The organism is Pseudomonas kairouanensis, assembly GCF_004682055.1.
Taxonomy (GTDB): Bacteria; Pseudomonadota; Gammaproteobacteria; order Pseudomonadales; family Pseudomonadaceae; genus Aquipseudomonas; species Aquipseudomonas kairouanensis.
The window spans coordinates 18,006-40,192 of record NZ_QUZU01000018.1 but is presented as its reverse complement, the minus strand read 5'-3'; the positions used below and the strand labels follow the sequence as shown (position 1 = coordinate 40,192).

The 22,187-nt window shown below is 57.5% G+C and carries 23 protein-coding genes and 1 tRNA gene; 14 read left to right on the top strand and 10 right to left on the bottom strand.

Annotated features, from left to right (window positions below):
• Positions 1–6 precede the first annotated feature (6 nt).
• Positions 7–765, bottom strand: a complete 759-nt coding sequence (locus DYL59_RS15825; RefSeq protein ID WP_135290026.1) for an IclR family transcriptional regulator — start codon at positions 763–765, stop codon at positions 7–9.
• 141 nt (positions 766–906) lie between these two features.
• On the opposite strand from DYL59_RS15825, the gene DYL59_RS15820 reads away from it, so the two are divergent.
• Together DYL59_RS15820 and DYL59_RS15815 are read left to right on the top strand one after the other, a co-directional pair.
• On the top strand, positions 907–2,109 hold the full coding sequence (locus DYL59_RS15820; RefSeq protein WP_167496685.1) for an MFS transporter: 1,203 nt from the start codon (positions 907–909) through the stop codon (positions 2,107–2,109).
• A 266-nt stretch (positions 2,110–2,375) separates the two neighbouring features.
• A complete protein-coding gene (locus DYL59_RS15815; RefSeq protein WP_135290025.1) occupies positions 2,376–2,789 on the top strand; it encodes a hypothetical protein in 414 nt (137 codons plus the stop codon).
• Positions 2,790–2,858: 69 nt separating this feature from the next.
• Here the strand turns inward: DYL59_RS15815 and DYL59_RS15810 are convergent, their stop codons facing one another.
• The 3 genes from DYL59_RS15810 to DYL59_RS15800 form a co-directional block, all read right to left on the bottom strand.
• The gene (locus tag DYL59_RS15810; RefSeq protein WP_238340690.1) at positions 2,859–3,845 is read right to left on the bottom strand and encodes an Abi family protein; all 987 of its coding nucleotides are present in this window, start codon (positions 3,843–3,845) and stop codon (positions 2,859–2,861) included.
• A gap of 234 nt (positions 3,846–4,079) precedes the next feature.
• Positions 4,080–4,412: a DUF4113 domain-containing protein gene (locus DYL59_RS31685; protein ID WP_238340693.1), complete on the bottom strand. Its 333-nt coding sequence runs from the start codon at positions 4,410–4,412 to the stop codon at positions 4,080–4,082.
• A gap of 285 nt (positions 4,413–4,697) precedes the next feature.
• Positions 4,698–4,943 carry a helix-turn-helix domain-containing protein gene (locus DYL59_RS15800; protein WP_135290024.1) on the bottom strand — a complete coding sequence of 82 codons (246 nt, stop codon included), beginning with the start codon at positions 4,941–4,943 and terminating at the stop codon, positions 4,698–4,700.
• 100 nt (positions 4,944–5,043) lie between these two features.
• Here DYL59_RS15800 and DYL59_RS15795 point away from each other — a divergent pair, with 100 nt between their 5' ends.
• From DYL59_RS15795 to DYL59_RS15780, 4 genes are all read left to right on the top strand, one after another.
• The gene (locus DYL59_RS15795) at positions 5,044–5,583 is read left to right on the top strand and encodes a hypothetical protein (protein WP_135290023.1); all 540 of its coding nucleotides are present in this window, start codon (positions 5,044–5,046) and stop codon (positions 5,581–5,583) included.
• Between the two features lie 41 nt (positions 5,584–5,624).
• Complete coding sequence (locus tag DYL59_RS15790; protein ID WP_135290022.1) at positions 5,625–5,873, top strand: hypothetical protein; 249 nt, start codon at positions 5,625–5,627, stop codon at positions 5,871–5,873.
• A complete protein-coding gene (locus DYL59_RS15785; protein ID WP_135290021.1) occupies positions 5,863–6,171 on the top strand; it encodes a hypothetical protein in 309 nt (102 codons plus the stop codon). The genes DYL59_RS15790 and DYL59_RS15785 overlap by 11 nt, the downstream gene beginning before the upstream one ends.
• A 779-nt stretch (positions 6,172–6,950) precedes the next feature.
• A complete protein-coding gene (locus DYL59_RS15780; protein WP_135290020.1) occupies positions 6,951–7,535 on the top strand; it encodes a hypothetical protein in 585 nt (194 codons plus the stop codon).
• A 43-nt stretch (positions 7,536–7,578) separates the two neighbouring features.
• On the opposite strand, the gene DYL59_RS15775 is transcribed toward DYL59_RS15780, so the two are convergent.
• Positions 7,579–8,136: a hypothetical protein gene (locus DYL59_RS15775; RefSeq protein WP_238340689.1), complete on the bottom strand. Its 558-nt coding sequence runs from the start codon at positions 8,134–8,136 to the stop codon at positions 7,579–7,581.
• A 783-nt stretch (positions 8,137–8,919) separates the two neighbouring features.
• Here DYL59_RS15775 and DYL59_RS31885 point away from each other — a divergent pair.
• The 3 genes from DYL59_RS31885 to DYL59_RS15755 all read left to right on the top strand — a co-directional run bounded on the left by DYL59_RS31885 (position 8,920) and on the right by DYL59_RS15755 (position 10,602).
• Positions 8,920–9,144, top strand: coding sequence for a hypothetical protein (locus DYL59_RS31885; RefSeq protein ID WP_097083288.1), 225 nt, complete (start codon positions 8,920–8,922; stop codon positions 9,142–9,144).
• 10 nt (positions 9,145–9,154) lie between these two features.
• Positions 9,155–9,727 (top strand): hypothetical protein, encoded by a 573-nt coding sequence (locus DYL59_RS15760; RefSeq protein ID WP_053132851.1) that lies wholly within the window; start codon positions 9,155–9,157, stop codon positions 9,725–9,727.
• Positions 9,728–9,984: 257 nt separating this feature from the next.
• Entirely contained in the window at positions 9,985–10,602 is a 618-nt protein-coding gene (locus tag DYL59_RS15755; RefSeq protein ID WP_135290078.1) for a LysE family translocator, read from the top strand.
• Positions 10,603–10,648: 46 nt separating this feature from the next.
• On the opposite strand, the gene DYL59_RS15750 is transcribed toward DYL59_RS15755, so the two are convergent.
• From DYL59_RS15750 to DYL59_RS15740, 3 genes are all read right to left on the bottom strand, one after another.
• Positions 10,649–10,957, bottom strand: coding sequence for a chorismate mutase (locus DYL59_RS15750; RefSeq protein ID WP_135290019.1), 309 nt, complete (start codon positions 10,955–10,957; stop codon positions 10,649–10,651).
• Positions 10,958–11,205: 248 nt separating this feature from the next.
• Positions 11,206–12,279, bottom strand: a complete 1,074-nt coding sequence (locus tag DYL59_RS15745) for a site-specific integrase (protein WP_135290018.1) — start codon at positions 12,277–12,279, stop codon at positions 11,206–11,208.
• A 114-nt stretch (positions 12,280–12,393) separates the two neighbouring features.
• Positions 12,394–12,470 (bottom strand) — tRNA-Arg (locus tag DYL59_RS15740).
• A gap of 371 nt (positions 12,471–12,841) precedes the next feature.
• Between DYL59_RS15740 and gabD the strand changes: the two genes are divergently transcribed.
• The 3 genes from gabD (at position 12,842) to DYL59_RS15725 (ending at position 17,091) form a co-directional block, all read left to right on the top strand.
• Positions 12,842–14,284: an NADP-dependent succinate-semialdehyde dehydrogenase gene (gene gabD, locus DYL59_RS15735; RefSeq protein ID WP_135290017.1), complete on the top strand. Its 1,443-nt coding sequence runs from the start codon at positions 12,842–12,844 to the stop codon at positions 14,282–14,284.
• 181 nt (positions 14,285–14,465) lie between these two features.
• Positions 14,466–15,743, top strand: coding sequence for a 4-aminobutyrate--2-oxoglutarate transaminase (gabT, locus tag DYL59_RS15730; protein WP_135290016.1), 1,278 nt, complete (start codon positions 14,466–14,468; stop codon positions 15,741–15,743).
• A 139-nt stretch (positions 15,744–15,882) separates the two neighbouring features.
• On the top strand, positions 15,883–17,091 hold the full coding sequence (locus DYL59_RS15725) for an HDOD domain-containing protein (protein ID WP_135290015.1): 1,209 nt from the start codon (positions 15,883–15,885) through the stop codon (positions 17,089–17,091).
• A 144-nt stretch (positions 17,092–17,235) separates the two neighbouring features.
• On the opposite strand, the gene DYL59_RS15720 is transcribed toward DYL59_RS15725, so the two are convergent.
• Positions 17,236–18,237: a sensor domain-containing diguanylate cyclase gene (locus DYL59_RS15720; RefSeq protein ID WP_135290014.1), complete on the bottom strand. Its 1,002-nt coding sequence runs from the start codon at positions 18,235–18,237 to the stop codon at positions 17,236–17,238.
• A gap of 188 nt (positions 18,238–18,425) precedes the next feature.
• Entirely contained in the window at positions 18,426–19,610 is a 1,185-nt protein-coding gene (desA, locus tag DYL59_RS15715) for a delta-9 fatty acid desaturase DesA (protein ID WP_135290013.1), read from the bottom strand.
• A gap of 166 nt (positions 19,611–19,776) precedes the next feature.
• Here desA and dibA point away from each other — a divergent pair, with 166 nt between their 5' ends.
• Positions 19,777–21,690: a phosphodiesterase DibA gene (gene dibA / locus DYL59_RS15710; protein ID WP_135290012.1), complete on the top strand. Its 1,914-nt coding sequence runs from the start codon at positions 19,777–19,779 to the stop codon at positions 21,688–21,690.
• Between the two features lie 305 nt (positions 21,691–21,995).
• A complete protein-coding gene (gene oscA, locus DYL59_RS15705; protein ID WP_010565387.1) occupies positions 21,996–22,178 on the top strand; it encodes a sulfur starvation response protein OscA in 183 nt (60 codons plus the stop codon).
• Positions 22,179–22,187: the final 9 nt, after the last annotated feature.

The window sequence follows — 22,187 nt, the reverse complement described above, 5'->3', positions numbered from 1 at the left end:
CTTTGGCTACCGAGTACTTCTCAAAATTGACTCGATTTCAGCTTTGCACTTACGCAGCGCATGGAGAATCTGATCTGCTTCGCGATCGTAGCGAAGCTGCGGCACAGCCACCGCGATCGCGTAGTGGTCGCTCAGGCCAGTTCGCAAAAAGACGCTGATCCCATAAACCCCCTCCGCGTGCTCCTGCTCGTCAATGGCATATCCTCTGTCACGGATAGCCGCGAGTTCCTCCAGTAGCCGGTCCTTGTCGTAAATCGTGTTAGTCGCCCGTTGGTCGAGCCGGCGTTCCAGCAGCGAGTCGAGCAGATCTAGAGGAAGCTCAGCCAGGATCGCCTTCCCGTGAGCTGTGCAGTGAATAGGAAACGCCGTCCCCAGTGCTGAAACGACTCTCAGCTCGCGATCAGACGGGTATTGGTCGACCAGGACCGAGTGGTGCCCCCGATATACACATAAATCCACAGTCTCCCGGGTGGTTCGTCCAAGTGCTTCGATGAAAGGTCGCGCGATGCTGATGATGTCTGTATGAGCAGACGCCGCCAGTCGAACCAGGGCTGGGCCCAATCGAACGCCATCGCTCCCCGACATCACAAATTGCTGTGCTTCCAGAGCGGTTACAAGGCGATGCACCGTCGTACGCGGAAGCCCGGACGCTTTTGAAATCTGCGAGAGTGTCAGGCCTGAGCGCTGATTTTCCAATGCTTTCAAAACCGAGGCGGCTCGCGCAATTACCTGCTTCCCAGACGCTCCTTCCTCTTGCTCACTCATCTCTCTTTTCCTATTTGCGTAACTATCGACCCACCGTTGACCCGGCTCAACCTTGACATCGTTTCAGGATGATACCACCATTGTTCCGTACATCGGTTATCCGTTCCGCTAAGCGGACAACATGGAACAAAGGAGTGTCAGATGCAAACACCTTCGAAGATGGGGGCGTTTTCACTGCTCGCAATTGCCTGTCTAACCATCATGGTTGGATGCGTCATCGTCCCGGGCCTTCCCTCAATCGCCAAACACCTCGGAACGGAGAGCGGGGCTGGGCTGCTAGTGACGATCCCATCCCTGGGCGTCATATTATTCGGCCCCCTCGCGGGTCGCTTTATCGACAAAATGGGGCTGTACAAAGCCGTATGCGTCGGCCTGTTCTTGTACGGGTTATTGGGTGCCGGCGGCGCATTCCTAGCGGGACACTTGTTGGTCTTCACCGACCGGTTACTGTTAGGTGGTGCTACCGCCTTGGTCATGGCGGGTGGAACAGGCCTGATTTCGACCTTCTATCAGGGCAAGGCAAGACTGCAAATGATTGCCAACCAGGGCATGGCTATCGAGTTGGGAGGGGTAATTTTCCTTTTCCTAGGGGGATTGCTTGCGACTGCCGGATGGCGCTGGCCATTTGTGCTCTATCTTGCTTCGTGGATCATGCTGGCCATGCTTATCGTCTTCGTACCTCGACCGGATGGCGAAGCTATGGAAACGACTGAAGGGACGGCGCATCAAGCCGTGCCGCGGGCGCTGAAGCATGTATTCGCGGTAGCGATCTTCTCGATGCTGGCGTTCTTCACCGCGATCATTTCACTGCCGCTCAAATTGCACGCGATGGGGCTTTCCGAAGCTGAGACTGGCTACTACCTCGCCTTTGTATCGCTGGTAGCCGTGGCGGCGGCTGCGCTTATGCCTGCTGTTGTTACACGCCTGAAGGAGCGCGGAACCCTTTCCTTGGCGTTTGTGTGCTACGCCGCGGCACATACTCTATTTGCCTTCTCTCCGAACCTTGAGCTGATCGTATTCGGAGGTGTCTTCATGGGGGCCGGCTTCGGTTTTTCAGTACCGCTGGTTAACCACATGACAATTGAGCAAAGTCATGCCCAGGTACGTGGGCGGAACCTGGCTTACCTGTCCATGGCCATTTTCGCAGGGCAGTTCTTGTGTTCGGCGATTGAGCTCGTACCTGGCAACAGCGCGATTGTTTTCATCGGAAGTGCCGTTTTGTCTGCCATCGTCGCGTTCTGGTGCCCCCTGAGTCATGAAGCAAGGAAGGCTGCCATGAACGTTTCGCACTCAGCTCGCCAGACCGAGGTGCGCGACCGGGTTCGGCATGAGAGGAAAGTGTAAACAAAAGTGCCTTGAATACCGAAGAGGTTTACGGTTTTTTTGGAGGCCGGCAATTATTTTATATGCATTTCGTTGATTTTTAGGAAAAAATCTGATTTGTTTACAGCTTTTTGGTGAGTACAACCGTTCTAGCCCGTAGCTTTTTCGATACTGTAAACACCATAAGCGAAGCCATTGATTTGGCTTCGCTTTTTTGTTTGCCGCACTACCGGTAAGCGTGTATGCAATATACTTTTCCATATACGCATGGATTGGATGAGCAATTGATGAAGCTGTCGAAGGCGCAAAAGCAACGGGCTATCGAGCGGATGCACGACCTTATGTTACGACTTCCGCTGGCTGAGGAGGCAGATCGCATAGAGCAGTGCTGGACTGCAGCGGAAGACACCGTTAATTCGTACATCACTGCAGCTGAGGCGCGAGCTTCTGATTTACCGCCTAGTGAGCAGCTGGGGGAGGCCTGTTTCAACCTTATTTCCCTAGTCGATCTGATTCGAGATGACGACAACATTCAGCTTGTCTCCGAGCTGCTGACACCTGAGTTAGGCGTCGAGTTGTTCGGCATATTACCGAGGGTCAAGCGTCTCAGGGATGCGGCAATGGCGAAGCTGGGAGAGCTGGCCGAGCAGCAATCCAGGACAAAGAATGAAATCCCATCCACCGATTTTGATCTGTTTTAGCTAACGAACGTCCAACAGGTCTCCTGGCGGTTAATTCAGTGGAAACGCCGGCCAGCACGATAGCAACGTTCAGATGCCGAAAAGATGGCGAGGGAACCCAGCTTCGCTAGGGAAGCCCATAGCGGCGAATGTGCATCCAGGGATTGACGGTTTGGAATCGATCAGGCGTGCGATTTCACGGATCCACTGACTTCCAGGCTCGATTCGTTGAAGTAGCAGCCAGATCACGGCGATAAGTCCGTATAGGCGCTTTAACGCATTTGCATCCAGGTTTAGGGCTTGGAAATAAGGGCTCTGTTGCGGTAGAGCAATGGGGTTGCTCGACGATTGGTTCCAGATCCGGGTGTGATGGGCACACCGATTGCGGAGGGTGTTCAGCTCCTTGAGCCAGCTGATGAATGCTCTGACATCTGTAAGGCCCAGCCTGGCAAGGACCCAGCCCTGAGGCTTGGCTTTGAGGAGTTGATAGTAGATGGACAGGGTACCGAAATCCCATGCTTCGACAGCAACCCAAAACGGCACAGAGCGATTCTTTAACCGATGAGAGTTGAAGTACTCCTCTTTGCATTCGTCCTGTTTCTTTTGCTGACGAGCCGTCCAGCTGTCCCATTTGCTCATGCTGAAACCAGGATTGATGACAGTCCACTTAGGTTCGATGAAAGTCACCGAGGTATATGCCATTTCGCTGTTACGGCCCAGCTCGTGAGCTACGACGGTCTTGAGATGGACCTCGATCGACTCGATTGCATCAAGCATGAGCAAGCGGAGCGCTTTATCAAATCTATAAAGCTCAACGGCCTTGTCGAATCGAGTTCTAGGCTGGAAATCTTCCATCCGAACTGGCTTTCTGGTCTGAGGGCAGATGAGCTTGTTACCTGCGTCGTCACGGGCGAATCTGCGGGCTGGGTACCAGAAACCGCTCAAACGGTAATAGCCAAGGCGGGCGATTTCACGCTTGGTAGCGTCGACGTCGAGGATTTCCATGCCGCGAGCGGTCAGTAGTGTGACCAGGTCAACGTAGGCTAGAAAAGGCTTCGGAGGGATGGGCTGGTTCAACTTCCATGTTCCAGAAACAAGAAGGCCTGACCGTAATGCCGGTCAAGCCGGCAACATAGGATCAGGCGCTGTTGAGATAATGTTGCCTGCAGTTGACAGGGGTGTCAACCACATCCGACGGTCTGTTCTGTAGCAGAGATCCTGACCGCCCGGGCGGGTGTGAGCGCGGCTTTGTGTCGTCGAGGACGGCCCCGCCTGACAATCCCGATCAGGACGCAGGAAGCGAACGAGGGGCTAGTGAGGAAAAAACGGTTTTTCAGGCACAATCACGGTCATGCCGCTAGGGCCCTGATCCCAATGGAAATCGGCGTTATTGACAGTTTTTTGGTGAGTAGAACCGTTCTGACCTTGAGGTTCGATAAAACCCGCTCCGCGCGGGCTTTGTTTTACCTCTCCGCCCTCTCTGGGGATGCTTTGCTTCTCAACTACATCTGACTTTCCGCGTTGGTCCCAACTGGTCATGTAACTAGGGCTTAGCAGTGGCCGGCGCATTCCCCAGTCCGACGTCAGCGTCACGGCTGCAGTGCGCAAGCAGTCATGGCCCCAGCGACGGTTGATTCTGTCCATGGTGGCCATGAGTGCGTCAAACCGCTCAGGTTGGATGGAAATGAACAGGTCCTGCGTAACTCCCCACGCTTGCGAAGATCCATTAGTAGGACTTCGGCCTTGCTTTAAGCAAAGCCAGGGCGGTAGATCTGCTCGACCGCCTGCAGTGCGCATTTGGTCACTGGCGTACCTCATCAGTGGGATAGGGTGGTATGCACGTTGCGGCGCTCGCATACTACGGCCGTCCTGAGAAACGAAGGCTGAATGCCTACCGATTGGCACCGCACTGCAAGCTCCGCATGCAATCTAGCCACTGAGAGCTTGCTCAAAGGATTTAGTGAAGCTGACCAGGTCGCTACCTAAGACTTGGCACAGGTCACGAAGCTGGATCAAATCGAGCCGTCTAATCCCTCTCTCCACATCACTCATGAACGATTGTGGCCTTCCAAGCGCCGCAGAACACTGTGCCTGGGTCAGGCCTGACGAGACCCGCATGCGCTTTACCACCTGCAGGAAGATCACATGCTCGCGTCGATAGATAGCTTTGGTCATCGCCTCATCCGGGCAAGGAGAAGCTGATTAAGCTATATCTGCTTTCGGGATATCTGATCTTCAGTTATTTTGAGGTGGTTCAGTTCGTCTGGGAGGCTGTATGAGACTGGTCTGGGAGCTGTTTCGAGTCGCGTGGGCAGTGGGTTGTGTCCCGGTGGGTGCGCTGTTGCTGGTTGTGGTGGTTTTCTCTGGCTTCAACCTGCCATTTTTTCTTGGGTTCACCAGCGGCGAAGATCCCGCAATCCGCTGGCTGTTCTGGGCCCTGTCCCTTTATTTTATGGGAGGAGGGTGTCTGTTCTATCGAATCAACCAAAGCTATGCCGAAAAGCTGAGGAGCATGGCCGCTGGTTATCGAGCTGAGGGATTCAATCCTGAGGTAGAGGTGTACGCAAAAATCAACGATGCGTACGTTGGTGTCGATCTGAAATCGAATCGGTTGCTAGCCTATCCAGTAGGCCGCGAGGCCCACTTCTTCCGATTAGACGAAATTCGTTCGTGGCGCATCCTGCCCGTGGGCAAAAGCAATCACCGGCTTGAGCTGTTGACCAGCGATGTGAAGATCCCAACGTTCAGCCTAGCGCTGAGGTCGTCTGACGTCGCCAGTACTGAGGCGCGGTTGCGTACCGTCTTCGACACCTAAACTGTTGAAGGAGCCTTTAGTTATCCATTCGGGGTGGCCTGATGAATGACGTGAGCGTTGGTAATGTTTGGCATGAGGATATCGTCCAGTTGAAACAGGCGAATGCCACCATGCGGTTGGCCAACCAAGCGCTGGCCTCCAGGGATCGTGCCATTTTGTACGCGCTGGGGTTCTCACATGCTCACATTCGAGAGCTGGAGATCAAAGGTGGTTTCCGACCATCCACCATTGGGCAGAACACTCGATTGATCAATCTCCTGCAGAAAAAGGGACTAGCCAATGCTGACTGATCACGAACCGTTAAAAATTGCCTCTGGGGTCTTGGCGCGTACGACCATCGATTCTGTCCTCCGGTCGACGTCGTATCACGCACTTGGTTGGAAAATCCTTGACCGCTGGGCACTCAATTCTTCTGGGCGACTTCGTGAGCTTGAAGCCGATGGCGAGTTGTTGTTGCTGGAGCGATTGCTCGAACAGCAACGTCTGGAGCAAGAGGCGCTTGTATCACCTCACGGGCTGGCGCAGCGGGCCCAAGGATTGGCTGAGCATGAGATTCTTGCTCTGTGTGGCATACCTGACGGTCTGTGACACATCAGCTTCAGGGGTGTAGATGAACACCATGAGGCTTTTCGCTTCAACGGGTCTCGGGGCTTGCCCTGAGCAGGGACGGTAGGCAAAGCAAGGGAGTGGAACGACTGCCGCTTTGCCGGTTGTACGTACGCCATTCATGGCGGGAGTACAAACCCTACCCTGTCCTGATTCCAGCTAGCTTCGACGTAACAACTTCGGGAATAGGCGAATGAGTTTGCGGGTTGCAGGTTCATAAGGATGCCAAGTTCGAGTATGCGGAAGCAGCAAGAGCATCCTTTGAGGGATGGTGGCGGGGACGTGGCCGATGAGTAAGCAGAGACTCGTACGCGTACATGTTCGCGACCCTGGCGGTTTACGGCATTTGCAAAAAACAGGACCTCGATAAGTTTTCTGAAGAAGCATGTTGAAGACGATTGGGCCAACGGTGAAGTAGCAAGAACGGAAGATTTTTGCCTACCGCTAGCGCACAAATGGCCAGGTACGAGGTGCAGTGAGATGGTGACTGAGTGGTTGAAGAAAAATTGGCGGCTGGCATTACGGTCAGTACAGAAAGCCGAATCTGACAGGAGTGCTGTATTTACCAGATGCGGCACACCTTTGGTTTACGCTGGCGAGCTGGAGATTTTGCCCAGCTTGCTCCAGGGCACCCGTCCCAACGGTGGGCATGTGATGACGGCCCAAAATGAGCGAGGGCACCTGTAAGGGGGGCACGAAGGCCACGCTTTGAAATGTTGCATCGCTTTGACAGATCAGTGGAGTGATCGAACAATAGCTGTATGAAGCTAAGCACCCAGGATATCGAGCCAACTGAAGCCCTGCAGGCTGTCTTTCGTGAGATCAAGCATCACCAAGACACCGGCAGGAAAAACTTCGTGGTCCGCGTGCCCGTTGATTTGATCGAGTACCTGTTCACCGGGATTGGCCTGAAATCAGGCATGTCTAAAGTGAAGCTTGAACGTCAGCTTGCTGAGCTGAAAGTGTCTGGCTTCGGAGATGCTGACGGTCGAGTGCTCAGGCGGTACCTCAGCGGGCAATCACGCATGGCTTGGGATACCTTCCAGCGTTTGGTGTTTTGGGCATTTACGAAAGGTTGGATTTCGGACTGGGTGTTTCGAGATCTTCTCATGCGTGCGCATGTGCGAGAGGCAGCCCAGCTCAGCGCTCGAAAGATAATCAATCGGCTAAAGCGACAGGTATCGGCGAAAATCCTGAATGAGCATGACATCGTTCAATGCTTTGAGGATGCCTATCTGCTCAAACAGCGGGAGCGAGATCAAGGACTGGTTAGCCGCCTGCGTGTCGATTCATCCAATCGCGAATTGGCACGGATCTTAGGTTTCGAATCAGTCCCGGACGAATGAAAGCAACCGTCGCCGTCGCCCCGCATTTTTCGCTCGAACGAGCTTACGACCTTGAACCGTTGGCTGAGGGGGCGTTGTTCAGGTGCTCCGCTAAGTACAGTGTGAGGGCCATTGCGTTTTGTGGCTTGCTTGAGGCCGAGCGGTAATTTTCAGCCATTGCGTTAACGACTACCTGGGGCGCAAAGCGGAGCTTACCGCTGGTCATTGCTTTGACTATTCCCCTGTGTACATCTGTCTGGTGTTCGGAAGGAATGCCCGACATATCCAGCTTACGAGAGCTCACGCTCGACGTTTCGGTTAGTGATTTTTGTTGAGGTTTGTTGTTAGGGCGGACGTTGGTGGATAGGGTATCTATACCGCATTGCTGTGGTATCGGTATGTCTGCAGGTGTACGTGGACGGTCTGGTTGGAGCAAGTCCTCAACCAGCCGTTGCTGTTCGCCGGTTAGTCGCTCTTTGAAGTCATCGAGGAATTCATCAAGCCATTCGCCAGGTATGCGACGGATTTCTCCGATCGCTCTGTCTCTCAGCTTCGGACCCGTTACTTGGCTTGCCGAGTGGTGGTCCCACCAAAGGCGCACCCAGACAACGAAGCGTTTCAAGTCATACCTGACAAGGTCTTCGTCCTGCAGCCGATGGATAACCTGTAGCCATTGATCTGCGGTCCATCCAAGCTCTGCGCCCGCAATTCGCGGTACAAGCGGGTAAACACCTGTGATGTTGCTGTCAGGCGCGGTCAATAGGTGTAGCAACGCAACCTTATCTTCGGTTGTGCAATTCAGGAGGCGTGGCGAGCGCCAAAAGTTCTGATCTCTGATGGTTCTCTGTCTCCCCATGATTATTGCTCCGCGGTAGACAATAATAGGAGCCGGATCGAAGCATCGATCATTGCCGCGCCTCCACTTGTGCCTTTTTCGTAGGCCGGCCCGTGCGCTTCGGCTTTGAAAGCACAACCTCTCTTGGTGGCTGATGCGGGGTACTTGTATCCCCGGTACGCATCCAGGTCCTGAGGTCTCCGAGTCTCCACCTAAGCCTCGATAACCCATGTACTGGCTCAAGGCCGGGCAGTTTGCGCTGGCGTACAGTGAGTACGCTGAACCCGGTCAATGCGGCGACCTCTGCAACACCCACGAGAACGTCGTCGCCGAGCTTCTGTATTTTTTGGATGGTTTCGTAATCTACTGACATCTGGCTATCTCCCAATTGATCTGAGAGGTCAGTTTTTGCTTGTGGCGAAGCGATCAGGTAGGACAGATTTTTAACCGGATCTTCGCTTAGTGATTTCAAGCGGACCGCACTCGCTGAGTAAGGATTCCACGACCATCATCCCTCGCTGATCCTCTACGCCTGAGGTTTGGGCGGTTAACGCTGCGCAACGACACAACATGCTCGAGTCGCTGAACGACCGCTACTGCAATCGGGCGGCGCTGATGAGCAGCCAGATGCCGGTGGACAAGTGGCACGCGCAGTGGCGTAACGAAATTGACGGCGGCGGGGGCTTCAGACTAACAATGCCAACCTGCGTCGATGCACTCCTACTGCCAGCTCGGGCGGCCGGATGCGTTGGAATCCGCGCTGCAGGGACGGTGGTGGATTATGTCGCCAAGTAAGGAGCTAAAAGTGGAAATCGAAAGCAAGCCCTGGCATGTCGCATGTTTCTTGACAATCGTTATGTCGATTGCCACTGGCATAGGCACGGTGTGCTCGTCATACCTTCTTTTGACCGTAAAAAACGAGGAAGAGGTGAGTCGGGCTGAGATTGCTAGGAAAGCAAGAGGGGCAGAAATGCATTGCGACAAACTGCGCGAGGCGGCTTCACTAGCGGCTGAAATCGAATTCAGTGCCGATAGGGGATATCCCAACAGGGTCAGCATCAGTGATCTCCTCGCTGGAGAAACATTTGAGCAGCATCAAAAGGTTCCACGTGAGGTGATCATCGATGAGCAGTTGGCGTACGAGAAAAGAGCATCCGCGCTTGTACCAATGCTCACCGAGAACGAGGCCAGGATTCTTAATAGAGTGACGCTGCACCATTACGTCGTTACGAGTTTGCGAACCAGTAAAGTCCCGCCTGAGTTACGAGCATCTCCCCGTGAAGGGGGATTCAACGCAAATGAGGAGTTGCAAGGTATTCGCGACGGCGGAGCTTTGCTTGCGGCTACCTACAGGCAGATCTGTACTGAAGTGCGGTGAATCCTAAAAGTGGTAATTGCGCTGATTTGCCCCCTGTTTGCATTCGACTTGGCCAGCACCGGATATGACCAGCGCACGGGTACGTCTTGACCGGCTGGAATCGACCCATTGCGGACATAGCGTTTGTCGCTGACTTGGACAACTCAGCAGGTCCAAACCCATCAGAGCCAACAATCCTGAGATTCCTCCTTGCCATTGGCATACCCCACCGTCAGGATGGATGCTTCATCAGGCTTAAGGAGAGAGCCGTGTTTCCAATGAATGTGTGGTTTGCCTACACTGCTGCCTGCGTGCTGTTGGTATTGGCGCCGGGCCCTGACAACCTGCTGGCCATTGGCCGTGGTCTCAGCCAGGGCAAAGTCGCAGCGGCCGTATCCGGCATGGCCTCAGGCGTGGGCATTCTGTTTCACGTCGCGGCCGCTTCGTTAGGGTTGACCCTTCTGATGCAAACCTCGATGGTCGCATTCTGGGTGATCAAACTCATTGGTGCTGGCTATCTGCTCTGGCTCGGCATCAAGGTCTTGCGCGCGCGCAGTTTGATCAGCTTTCAGCCGGCGTCCCGGCAATCGTTGCCCAGCATATTTCTAACGGGTCTGCTTTCGGCTGCGCTCAACCCGAAACCAGGCTTTTTCGTGTTGGCATTCATTCCCCAATTCGTCGATCCGGCTCGCGGATCGGTCAGCGTGCAGATGATGGTTTACGGGGTGTGGTTTGCTGTACTCACAGCCTTGGGTTTTGCCTTGATGGGCATTTTCGCCACGGTGTTATCTCGCTACCTGTACCAGCGGCCGCGGCTGGTAAATGGGCTAAACGTGGGCGCTGGCCTCACCTTTGTCGCATCTGGTGTTTCGATTGCGGCTTTGAGTCAAAGGTAGTGGGTGGAGAAAAGCGGCGGGGCTTCGGATGAGCCCCGCGTTCTCATCAAGATGCTGAAGGTTCGTTGGCCAGCTTCGCATGGGTGGCGAGTTCTTCAGTGATGAAGGCCGAAATCATTGCCCGGTAGACCTGCTCCACGACCTCAGCCGAGGCACCAGTTTCGTCAGCCATTTCTCGAACCTTCCTTATCACTTCCTCAACCCGAGCAGGCGCACGCACATCATCGGTGGTTTTCTTGAAGGCAGCTGCTTGCGTCACAAGCCGGCCCCGTTTGGCGAGAAGCGAAACGAGGTTGCGGTCGATTTGATCGATCCCTTGGCGGACTTCGTCCAGAGAGGTGCAAAGTACATCCATTTGCTTGACTTCCTTTTCATGAGCCTGCGCTTGATTAGGGCAGGCAGTTGCTTGGGGCTGTATTGTAGCCTCTGGTCAATGTCCGCAAAGGGTCGATTCCTGCCGATCAACACGTACCCGTGCGCTGGTGCATCCGATGTAAAGGGCTGGTCAAGTCGAATGCAAGCAAATGGTCAAGTAGGATGCAAACGCTTGGTCAAACTAGGTGCAATTTCCCAAAAAGCATTCGTTGACACGGCGAGGGGGCGTCACGCCAGCTTCGCTGCCAGCTCCTCCGCCGTAATGTTGTAATACCGCTTCAGCATGTTCACCTCCCGGTGCCCTGTCACGCTTGCCAGCTCAATCAGGTTCGGCAGCTTGGTCGCGAGCCTGCATGTAGCTTCATGCCGTAGATCGTGGAAACGCAGGTCGAGCAGAAAGTCCTCCTGCGGCGCCACACATGCCTGCTCGCAGTCAGCCAAGTATTTTGCCCGCGCACGCTCTAGACCTCGTACAAACGCCTTCTTGAGAGCATCAGCGGAGGTAGGAAAGACTCGACCACACAGGGAGCGTGGTAGTCCCCTCAAAAGTTGGATGGCGTTCGGTGAGAGCGGAATCGTCCTCGGCAATCCATTTTTGGTCGCAGGCAGGTGCGCGGTTCTCCGATCCAGGTTCACATGCTTCCAGCGCAGCTCAAAAATCTCGCCCCGGCGCATGGCCGTTTCAATCGCCAATTGGACGATGGGTCGTATCCAGGGATTGTGAGAGGCATCAGCATAAGTCCCGTCCGCACGACGTTCGCACAGCTCCAACGCGCTGAGGATGTATTGCTCTTCAACTGGATCAAGCCGTCGTGAGCGTTCGTCGTTATAGCTGGGACGGCTGACCATCCTCACTGGGTTCTCTGCAAGATGAATACCCCACTCGCGCCGGGCGACCTCGATCACGCATTGGAACAAAGCTAGCTCACGCTTGACCGTGTTTCCCTTACGGATCTTCAAGCGCTCATCACGATAGCGGGCAAAGTCGGAGGAGGTGAGGGTCGCGACGATGCGTGTTGCGAGCGGATGACGCTTGAGCGCTTCGAGTCGTTTGATTTCCGAGTACGCACCTTTGTGCTTCGGAGCAATCTCGGAGATGTAGCGATCAATGAGCTGATGAAAGGCGGTGCGTTCAGCCTCGACCCGAGAGACGAAGATGCCTCGGTCGATTTCGCTTTCGATCATACGTGCCCAGGCTTGGGCGTCGGCTTTGGTTTCGAAGGTTTTGCGCTGGGCTGGATAGCCCTTACGGCGAATTTGCGCTTCCCACTGATACTCGCCACGATTCCTGATTGTTGCCATTTCGACCATTCCCGCCACACTTGAGTGTGGCAAATTTGTGGCAAAAACGACTTTCAGGACTAGGACAGGTTTCTGTCAGAAGCGCTAACCCCTTGTGACACAAGGGGAAGAAGATGGCGCACCCGGCGGGATTCGAACCCACGACCCCTGCCTTCGGAGGGCAGTACTCTATCCAGCTGAGCTACGGATGCTTGTGCGGGCGACATCATACCCATGTCGCCCTTGGGCGTCCATGCTGGTTTTTGGCCGCTGGAACGTAGGAAATCGGCACGCCTGGGCCCTAACTCGGGCGTCATTGGTCAAGGTGGAGGAACCCGACCGAAATACGCTGATCAGAAAGTTTTGGCAAAAGCGCCGTTTTCGTTCTTTTTTTCGAACAGACTATTGCCCTGTACCCCCATTGATCCTAGGATTCGTTTGAGATTTCAAACGCTCCGTGTCCCGTGCGCCATTTTCCTTTCTTCGCGCGCTGGGGCTGATTTCCCTGACGGCAGCCCACAAGGCGCCTTTCAACAACTCTAATTCGCTCCGCGTGCGCGCGGTGCTGTTAAGGAAAGCCGACATGCAGCTTAAAGATGCCCAGTTGTTCCGCCAGCAAGCCTTTATCGATGGCGCTTGGGTCGACGCGGACAACGGTCAAACCATCAAGGTCAACAACCCTGCCACGGGCGAAATCCTCGGCACCGTGCCCAAGATGGGCGCCGCGGAAACCCGCCGCGCCATCGAAGCTGCCGACAAGGCCCTGCCGGCCTGGCGTGCACTGACCGCCAAGGAGCGCGCCAACAAGCTGCGCCGTTGGTTCGAGCTGCTGATCGAAAACCAGGATGACCTTGGCCGCCTGATGACCCTGGAACAAGGCAAGCCGCTGGCCGAAGCCAAGGGCGAAATCGTCTACGCCGCGTCCTTTATCGAGTGGTTCGCCGAAGAAGCCAAGCGCATCTACGGTGACGTGATTCCCGGCCACCAACCCGACAAGCGCCTGATCGTGATCAAGCAGCCAATCGGCGTGACTGCCGCCATCACCCCGTGGAACTTCCCGGCCGCGATGATCACCCGTAAAGCCGGCCCGGCCCTGGCCGCCGGTTGCACCATGGTGATCAAGCCCGCGTCGCAAACCCCGTTCTCGGCCCTGGCCCTGGTTGAGCTGGCGCACCGCGCCGGTATCCCCCAAGGCGTGTTGAGTGTGGTCACCGGCAGCGCCGGCGACATCGGCGGCGAGCTGACCAGCAACCCGATCGTGCGTAAATTGTCCTTCACCGGTTCCACCGAAATCGGTCGCCAGCTAATGGCCGAATGCGCCAAGGACATCAAGAAAGTCTCCCTGGAGCTGGGCGGCAACGCGCCGTTCATCGTGTTCGACGACGCCGACCTGGATAAGGCCGTCGAAGGCGCGATCATTTCCAAGTACCGCAACAACGGCCAGACCTGCGTCTGCGCCAACCGCCTGTACATCCAGGACTCGGTGTACGACGCCTTCGCCGAAAAACTGAAAGTGGCCGTGGCCAAGCTGAAGATCGGCAACGGTCTGGAAGACGGCACCACCACGGGCCCGCTGATCGACGAAAAAGCCGTGGCCAAGGTGCAGGAACACATCGCCGACGCCCTGAAAAAAGGTGCCACGCTGCTGGCCGGTGGCAAGGTCATGGAAGGCAACTTCTTTGAGCCGACCATCCTCACCAACGTGCCGAAAGACGCGGCCGTGGCCAAGGAAGAAACCTTCGGCCCCCTGGCGCCGCTGTTCCGTTTCAAAGACGAAGCCGAAGTGATCGCGATGTCCAACGACACCGAGTTCGGCCTGGCCTCCTACTTCTACGCCCGCGACCTGGGCCGTGTGTTCCGTGTGGCCGAAGCCCTGGAATACGGCATGGTGGGCGTCAACACCGGGTTGATCTCCAACGAAGTGGCGCCGTTCGGCGGCATCAAGGCTTCGGGCCTGGGCCGTGAGGGCTCCAAGTACGGGATCGAGGACTACCTGGAAATCAAATACCTCTGCCTGGGCATCTAAGCTCTGTAAGAGATTGCAGCAAACGCAAAGGGCACGAGAGCGCTGACCCTTTGCGTGTTTTACCCGTTATTCGTAGTGGCCGGGAATGCCGTGGCAGTCGATCATCGCATGCTGCCGCAGCCTCCTCCCCGCCACGTATGCCTTGGACCACGCCACCCGATGAGTGGCGAATGAGGACTTTATGAGCAAGACCAACGCATCCCTGATGAAACGCCGCGAATCCGCTGTACCGCGCGGTGTTGGCCAGATTCACCCGATCTTCGCTGAATCGGCGAAGAACGCCACCGTAACCGACGTTGAAGGTCGCGAGTTCATCGACTTCGCCGGCGGTATCGCCGTGCTGAACACCGGCCACGTACACCCGAAAATCATCGCGGCCGTGACCGAGCAACTGAACAAGCTGACCCACACCTGCTTCCAGGTACTGGCCTACGAGCCATACGTCGAAGTGTGCGAGAAAGTGAACGCCAAGGTCCCGGGCGATTTCGCCAAGAAAACCCTGCTGGTCACCACCGGTTCGGAAGCGGTGGAAAACGCCGTGAAAATCGCCCGCGCCGCCACAGGCCGTGCCGGTGTGATCGCCTTCACCGGCGCTTACCATGGCCGCACCATGATGACCCTGGGCCTCACCGGCAAAGTCGTGCCGTACTCGGCTGGCATGGGCCTGATGCCAGGCGGCGTGTTCCGCGCGCTGTACCCGAACGAACTGCACGGTGTGAGCGATGACGACTCCATCGCCAGCATCGAACGTATCTTCAAAAACGATGCCGAGCCGCGTGATATCGCAGCCATCATCATCGAGCCGGTGCAGGGCGAAGGCGGTTTTTACGTCGCGCCCAAATCCTTCATGAAGCGCCTGCGTGAACTGTGCGACAAGCACGGCATCCTGCTGATCGCCGACGAAGTGCAAACCGGTGCCGGCCGTACCGGTACCTTCTTTGCCATGGAACAGATGGGCGTTGCTGCCGACCTGACCACCTTCGCCAAATCCATCGCGGGCGGCTTCCCGCTGGCCGGTGTGTGCGGCAAGGCCGAATACATGGACGCCATTGCTCCGGGTGGCCTGGGTGGCACCTACGCCGGTAGCCCGATCGCTTGCGCGGCGGCCCTGGCGGTGATGGAAGTGTTCGAGGAAGAGCACCTGCTGGACCGTTGCAAAGCGGTTGGCGAGCGTCTGGTCACGGGTTTGAAGGCCATCCAGGCCAAGTACCCGGTGATCGGCGAAGTGCGTGCCCTGGGCGCAATGATCGCGGTCGAGCTGTTCGACGACGGCGACACCCACAAGCCAAACGCCGCTGCCGTTGCCTCCGTGGTGGCCAAGGCGCGTGACAAGGGCCTGATCCTGCTGAGCTGTGGCACCTACGGCAACGTGTTGCGCGTACTGGTACCGCTGACCTCGCCAGACGAGCAGTTGGACAAAGGCCTGGCGATCATCGAAGAGTGCTTCGCCGAGTTGTAATCGAGCGCTGATTTGATTGACAGAAAAAACCCGCTTCGGCGGGTTTTTTTGTGCCCATCGCCGCACATTCAGGCCGCGTTCATTGTACGTACGCCGCTCCATTGTCTAAGGTGCAAGCATTGCCGATGGAGCGTGCTGGATGACTGCTGTTGATTTACCGGCTGTACCCCGAGTGCTGATAGCCGAAGCGGACCCTTGGTCGCGGGATCTGCTCAAGCAAGTGTTGTTGAACGTGCGCTGCGATGCGCGGCTGGATGTGTGTGCCGACGGGCAACAAGCGGCGACATTACTGCGAGAGAAGGCCTACGACCTGATTCTGGCCGATTGGGAGCTGCCGGGCGTCGATGGTCTGCGCTTGCTACGTAACGTGCGCCAGCAGCGCCGCTCGCCCGCGCTGCCGTTTATTCTGCTGAGCAGCCGCAATGACAGCGCCAGCGTGCGTGAAGCCTTGCCCCTGGCGCCTACGGCGTACCTGACCAAACCCCTGAACATGGAAAGCCTGACCCAACGTCTGCAAGACCTGCTGCTCAACGAGGGCGAGAGCGTGTACTGCGAAGTGCCGCCGCTGACGCCCGGCATCACCTTGCCGGTGTTCCTGGAACGCCGCCGCGAAGTCTCCGATGGTGCGCCGCTGCGGGTGGATGTGAAAGCTGCGGTGCAACACAGCCTCGGGCCGAAAGGCCTGGACCTCAAGGGCCTGGAAGACCGGGTGCGCATGGACCCGCAAATCACCGCCGTGCTGATCGCCGCTGCCAACAGCGCCGGCCACCACGGCTCCCCGGTGCAAACCCTGCCGGCGGCGTTGCACAAGCTGGCCGCCGGGCAGAGCATGAACCTGATCCTCGGCCTTTCCCTCAAGCACAACGTGGTGCTGGGCGACCCGGCGCTGGTGGCCTATGCCGAGCGCCACTGGCAGTTGTCCCAGGACACGGCCGACTACGCCCGCCGCTTGGCGCGCATGCTGGAGCTGGACCACGAGCGCTGCTACAGCGCCGGTATTTTGCACCGGCTCGGAGACTTGGCGCTGTTGCGCTGCCTGGAAGACTGGCGCCAGGGCGGGGGGGAACTGGATGAAGAAACCATTGGTGAGTCGCTTTACACCTTTGGCGCCGCCTACGGTTCGGCGCTGCGGGCGCGTTGGCGTTTACCGCTGGAACTGCGCCAATTGATTGCATCGATCTATTCGCTGGAAGGCGGGGTGTATGCCCGGGATGCGCTGGTGGTGAACCTGGCGGCGCAGATGGCGCGGCTTACTGAGCATGAAGGGTTGGAAGTGTTGGCCGCAGGCAAGACCGCACGATTGCTAAGGGTGGGCTTGTCGGAACTCTCCCGGGTGCGAAAATCCTAGGAAGGTGCAGAGATCCAAATGTGGGAGCGGGCTTGCTCGCGAATGCGGTCTGCCAGTCAAAGATCTTCTAACTGACCCTCCGCTTTCGCGAGCAAGCCCGCTCCCACATTGGATATGCGCTGACCCTGCGGGACGTGACCGGCTCTAGCCCGCAACCACGCGGTTCTTGCCCTGGCGCTTGGCCTCGTACATCGCGGCATCGGCGCGGGCGAACAGGCTGTCCAGCGTCGAGTCTTCTTCGCGCAGGCTCGCCAGGCCCTGGCTGATGGTCACGGTGAAGGCCTGGCCGTCATAGCTGAAACTCAACTGCTGGATCTCGTTGCCCAACCGCTCGGCCACCTGCAGCGCCATCTCCGGCGCGCAACCGGGCAGCACGGCGGCAAATTCTTCGCCACCAATGCGCCCGAACAGGTCGCCACGGCGCAATACGCCGCGACCGCTCTCGGCAATACGTCGCAGCACTTGGTCGCCTTCCAGGTGGCCGTAGGTGTCGTTGACGTCCTTGAAGTCATCGATGTCCAGCAGCAGGAAGGCCAGCGGGGCGCCTTGGACGCAGGCTGTGTCGAAGGCTTGGTTGGCGCATTCGAAGAAGTGTCGCCGGTTGCTGGTCTGGGTCAGCACGTCGGTGGTGGCCAAGCGATGCAGTTCAAGCTCCAGCTGTTTCTTCTCGGTGATGTCCTCGGCCATGCCGACCACGATCACTGGCTCGCCGGGCACCACCTGCTGGTTGACGTAGCACTTGTCGCTCAGCCAGCGGATCTGCCCGTCGGCGGTGATGATGCGGTACTCGCGGTCTTCCACGGTGCCCTGTTCCAGCACGCGTGCCAGGCTGTGTTCGGCATAGTCGAGGTCTTCGGGGTGGATGCTGTTGCGCCATTCCCGATGATCGGCCAGCAACAGACCGGCGGACCGTCCGAACACCCGCTCATAGGCCGGGCTCACGTAAAGTACCCGCCGGGTCTCCCAATCGATGGCCCACAGCACGGCGTTTACACTCACCAAGAGCGAGCTGAGCAGCTGTTCGCGCTCGCTGAGCCGTTCGACTTCTCCCTGGGCATGCATCAACGCCAGCAGGGTTGCGGCTGCTGTCGGGCGTGGATGTTCTGCAGTAGGGGGGTCGGTCAAGTAGGGCTGTTCGGAAGCCATTGGCACAACTCTCTCTGGGCGCGCCGCAGGATGGAGCAGCGGACACTACAAGGGGCCACCATGATGGCGAAGTGTTCATTGAGAGAGGCGAATTGCAGTGAAGTTCCGTCAACAGGACCGATTGACGGCGTCCGAGAACTGACGCCAAAAAGCTGGTGGGCGGGAGGGCAACCCCTCCCGCCGTCTCGTCAGACTGCTGCAGGGCGCAGCGAATAGGTCTTCAATTGATGAGCAAAGTCCCGTAGCGACTGGATGCCACTGGCCTCGGCCTCATGTACCCATTCCTTGATCGCAGCCAGCATGTCGTGGCCGTTGGAACTGGTCTTCACCCAGATCTGTTGCAGCGCCAGGCGCTTCTCGTAGATCGTTTTCAGTGCGTGGCTGTGTTCCAGCATGCTCTGGATGCGCAGGTGATGACGGTCATCCAGCAGGCTGGTTTCCCGCGACAACAGGCGCTTGGCGCGGTGGAACTGGTGGCGCACCGAGTGATCGACTTTTTCCAGCTCCTGCTTGACCAGCGGGCCGATCACCAGCTTGCGGTACTGGGCCATGATCTGGAAGCGGTTGTTGAGGATCGCCATGGCGGTGTCCATGTCCAGGTGGCCCTTGCCCTCGACGCGATGCGCAATAGGCGCCACGCGCTGCACCTTGGCCAGGCGCAGCCAGCTGAACACCTTGATCCAGGCCCAGCCCAGGTCGAACTCCCACTTTTTCACCGACAGCTTGGCTGAGTTCGGGTAGGTGTGGTGGTTGTTGTGCAGTTCTTCGCCGCCGACGATGATGCCCCACGGCACCAAGTTGGTCGCCGCGTCACGGCATTCGAAATTGCGATAGCCCACGGCATGGCCCAGGCCGTTGATGACGCCGGCGGCCCAGAACGGAATCCACATCATCTGGATGGCCCAGATGGTGATGCCGATGGTGCCGAACAACAGCAGGTCGATCACCCCCATGATGGCCACGCCCAGCAGCGGGTAGGGGGTGTAGATTTTGCGCTCGATCCAGTCGTCCGGGCAGTTCTTGCCGTAGATGCGCAGGGTCTCGGGGTTTTCCGCTTCGGCGCGGTACAGTTCGGCGCCTTTGCGCAGTACGGTGGACAGGCCTTTGACAACCGGGCTGTGCGGGTCGTCGACGGTTTCGCACTTGGCGTGGTGTTTACGGTGGATGGCGGTCCACTCGCGGGTGTTCTGCGCCGTGGTCAGCCACAGCCAGAAGCGGAAGAAGTGTTTCAGGCCGGCATTGAGCTCCAGGGAGCGATGGGCTGAATAACGGTGCAGATAGACAGTGACCCCAACGATGGTCACATGGGTCATCAACAGAGTGACCGCCACCAGTTGCCAGGCTGACAGGTCAAGAAAACCGTTGTACCACATAGGCTGTATGGCCCTCAGATAAAGAAAAGAACAGCTCACGCATTATCACTAAGCCTGCACAGAAAACCAGCCGCCCTTTCAGATAGGAGTGACTGGATGTTTCTTATTCTATAATCCGCAGCCTTTGTAGGGCGATTCTGTTTTTTTGGTAAGGATTACTGACCATATGCTGTTTTCATACCGAAGTGCCCTGCGTGCAGGGCTGGTATACCTCCTGGTTTCCATCGTGTGGCTGCAGTTGAGCAACCGCCTATTGATCAACTTTCTCGATGAGCCGCGCGAGTTGGGGCAATGGCTGCAGGTGCGCGGCTACGTGTGGGTGGCCCTCAGCGCCCTGGCCATTTACCTGCTGTGCGCCCGGTTTGCCCGTGCCAGCCTGCTGCAACAGCCCTTGAAGGAGAACCGCGAACGCCTGCGCCAGGCCGCCGCCGTGTTCGATTGCACCCGTGAAGGTGTGTTGGTCACTGACGCCAAGGGCCTGATCGTGCATGTAAACCGGGCCTTCATGGAGATTACGGGCTACCGTCGCGAAGATGTGATGGGCCAGCAGCCCAGCCTGTTCAAATCGGGACGCCATTCGTCGAATTTTTACCAGCAGATGTTCCAGAGCCTGGAGCGTACGGGCGAATGGAGCGGCGAAATCTGGAATCGGCGCAAAAGTGGCGAAATTTATCCACAGTGGCAAACCATCCGCGTGATCCACGACGATCAGGGCCTGCTCAGCCATTACGTCGCCGTGTTTTCTGATATCAGCGCCATCAAGGATTCCGAGCACGAACTGGCCCACCTGGCCCATCACGACCCCCTCACCGACCTGCCCAACCGCCTGTTGTTCACCGACCGTGCCGAACAGGCGCTGGCCTCGGCGCAAGCCCACAAGCGTGGCTGCGCCCTGCTTTTGCTGGACCTGGACCACTTCAAGATCATCAATGACAGCCTTGGTCATAACGTCGGCGACCAGTTGCTCAAGGTGGTCGGCGAACGGCTCCAAGGCCTCTTCGGCCCCGGCGTGACCCTGGCCCGCCTGGGCGGCGACGAGTTCGCGGTATTGGCGGAAAGTTGTCCACAGGTGGTGCAGGCCGCCGCGTTGGCCCATCGGATCCTGGAGGCGATGAAGCAGCCGTTCATCTTTGACGGCCACCAGTTGTTTATCAGCGCCAGCATTGGCATCAGCCTGTTTCCCAGCGACGCCCTGAGCGCCGAACAACTGCTGCGCAACGCCGACTCCGCGCTGTTCAAGGCCAAAAGCGCCGGGCGCGAAGGCTACGCCCTGTACACCGAAGAACTCACCGCCCACGCCCAGAACCGTGTGGAAATCGCCAGTGAACTGCGCCGCGCCCTTGAACAGCAAGAACTGCGCGTCTATTACCAACCGGTGCACGACCTGCGCGCCAGCCGCCTGGTGGGCGTCGAGGCGCTGGTACGCTGGGAGCATCCGGAGCGTGGCCTGGTGCCGCCGGGTGAATTTATCCCCATTGCCGAACGCACAGGCTTGATTGCCGATATCGACGCCTGGGTGCTGGAACAGTCGTGCCGCCAGATGTGCCGATGGCTGGCCATTGGTGCGCCGCTGAGCTTTATTGCGGTGAATGTGTCCAGCCGCCTGTTCGCCCGCCGCGAACTGTACGGGCAGGTTGCCCAGGTGCTGCACGACACCGGCCTGGACCCGGTCTACCTTGAGTTGGAAGTCACCGAGAGCGCGGTGATGGACGACCCCGAAGAAGCCCTGGAGCAACTGCATCGCCTGCGCGAACTGGGCTTGCGCCTGGCCATCGATGACTTCGGCACCGGCTATTCCTCACTGCTTCGCCTCAAGCGCCTGCCGGTGCAGAAGCTCAAGATCGACCAGGGCTTTGTCGCCGGGTTGCCGTGGGATGAAGACGACGCCGCCATCGTGCGCGTGGTGATCGCCCTGGCCAAAAGCATGGGCATGCAGGTGCATGCCGAAGGGATCGAGCAGGTGGAGCAGGCGCGGTTTCTGTTGGACCACGGCTGCGATCTGGGGCAGGGGTATTGGTTTGGTCGGCCGGTGCCGGCGGTAGAGATCGACTGGAACAGGGCGCCCACTATCCGAACTTGAAATGCAGTCAAAATGTGGGAGCGGGCTTGCTCGCGAAAGCGGTGTATCAGACACATATATTTTGGCTGACCCACCGCTTTCGCGAGTAAGCCCGCTCCCACATTTGGATCTTCTCAAGGCTTAATTTCAGCGGCATCGCAAAAAAACTGCACGCAACCCCACGTCCCACCAGAAAATTCTTTCTGGTTATATAAACATTCTTAAATAGTATTTTTAAGAATATCCGCGCTTATCTACTATCGCCCTCACGCCACACGCAGTGCCGCCACTGCACGGCACGCACATTTCATTTCAGGAGCGAGACCATGAGCGCATCTCTACGTAGCGTCGACGGCCAGGACGAAGCAGCCATTTTGCGTGAGATCCAGAGCGCATTGCGCGATCTGCGGTTTGGCGCGGTGGAAATCACTGTGCATAACGCCCAAGTGGTACAGATTGAACGCAAGGAAAAATTCCGTCTGCAGAACCCGGGCAACAAACCGGCGTAAGCAGCAACG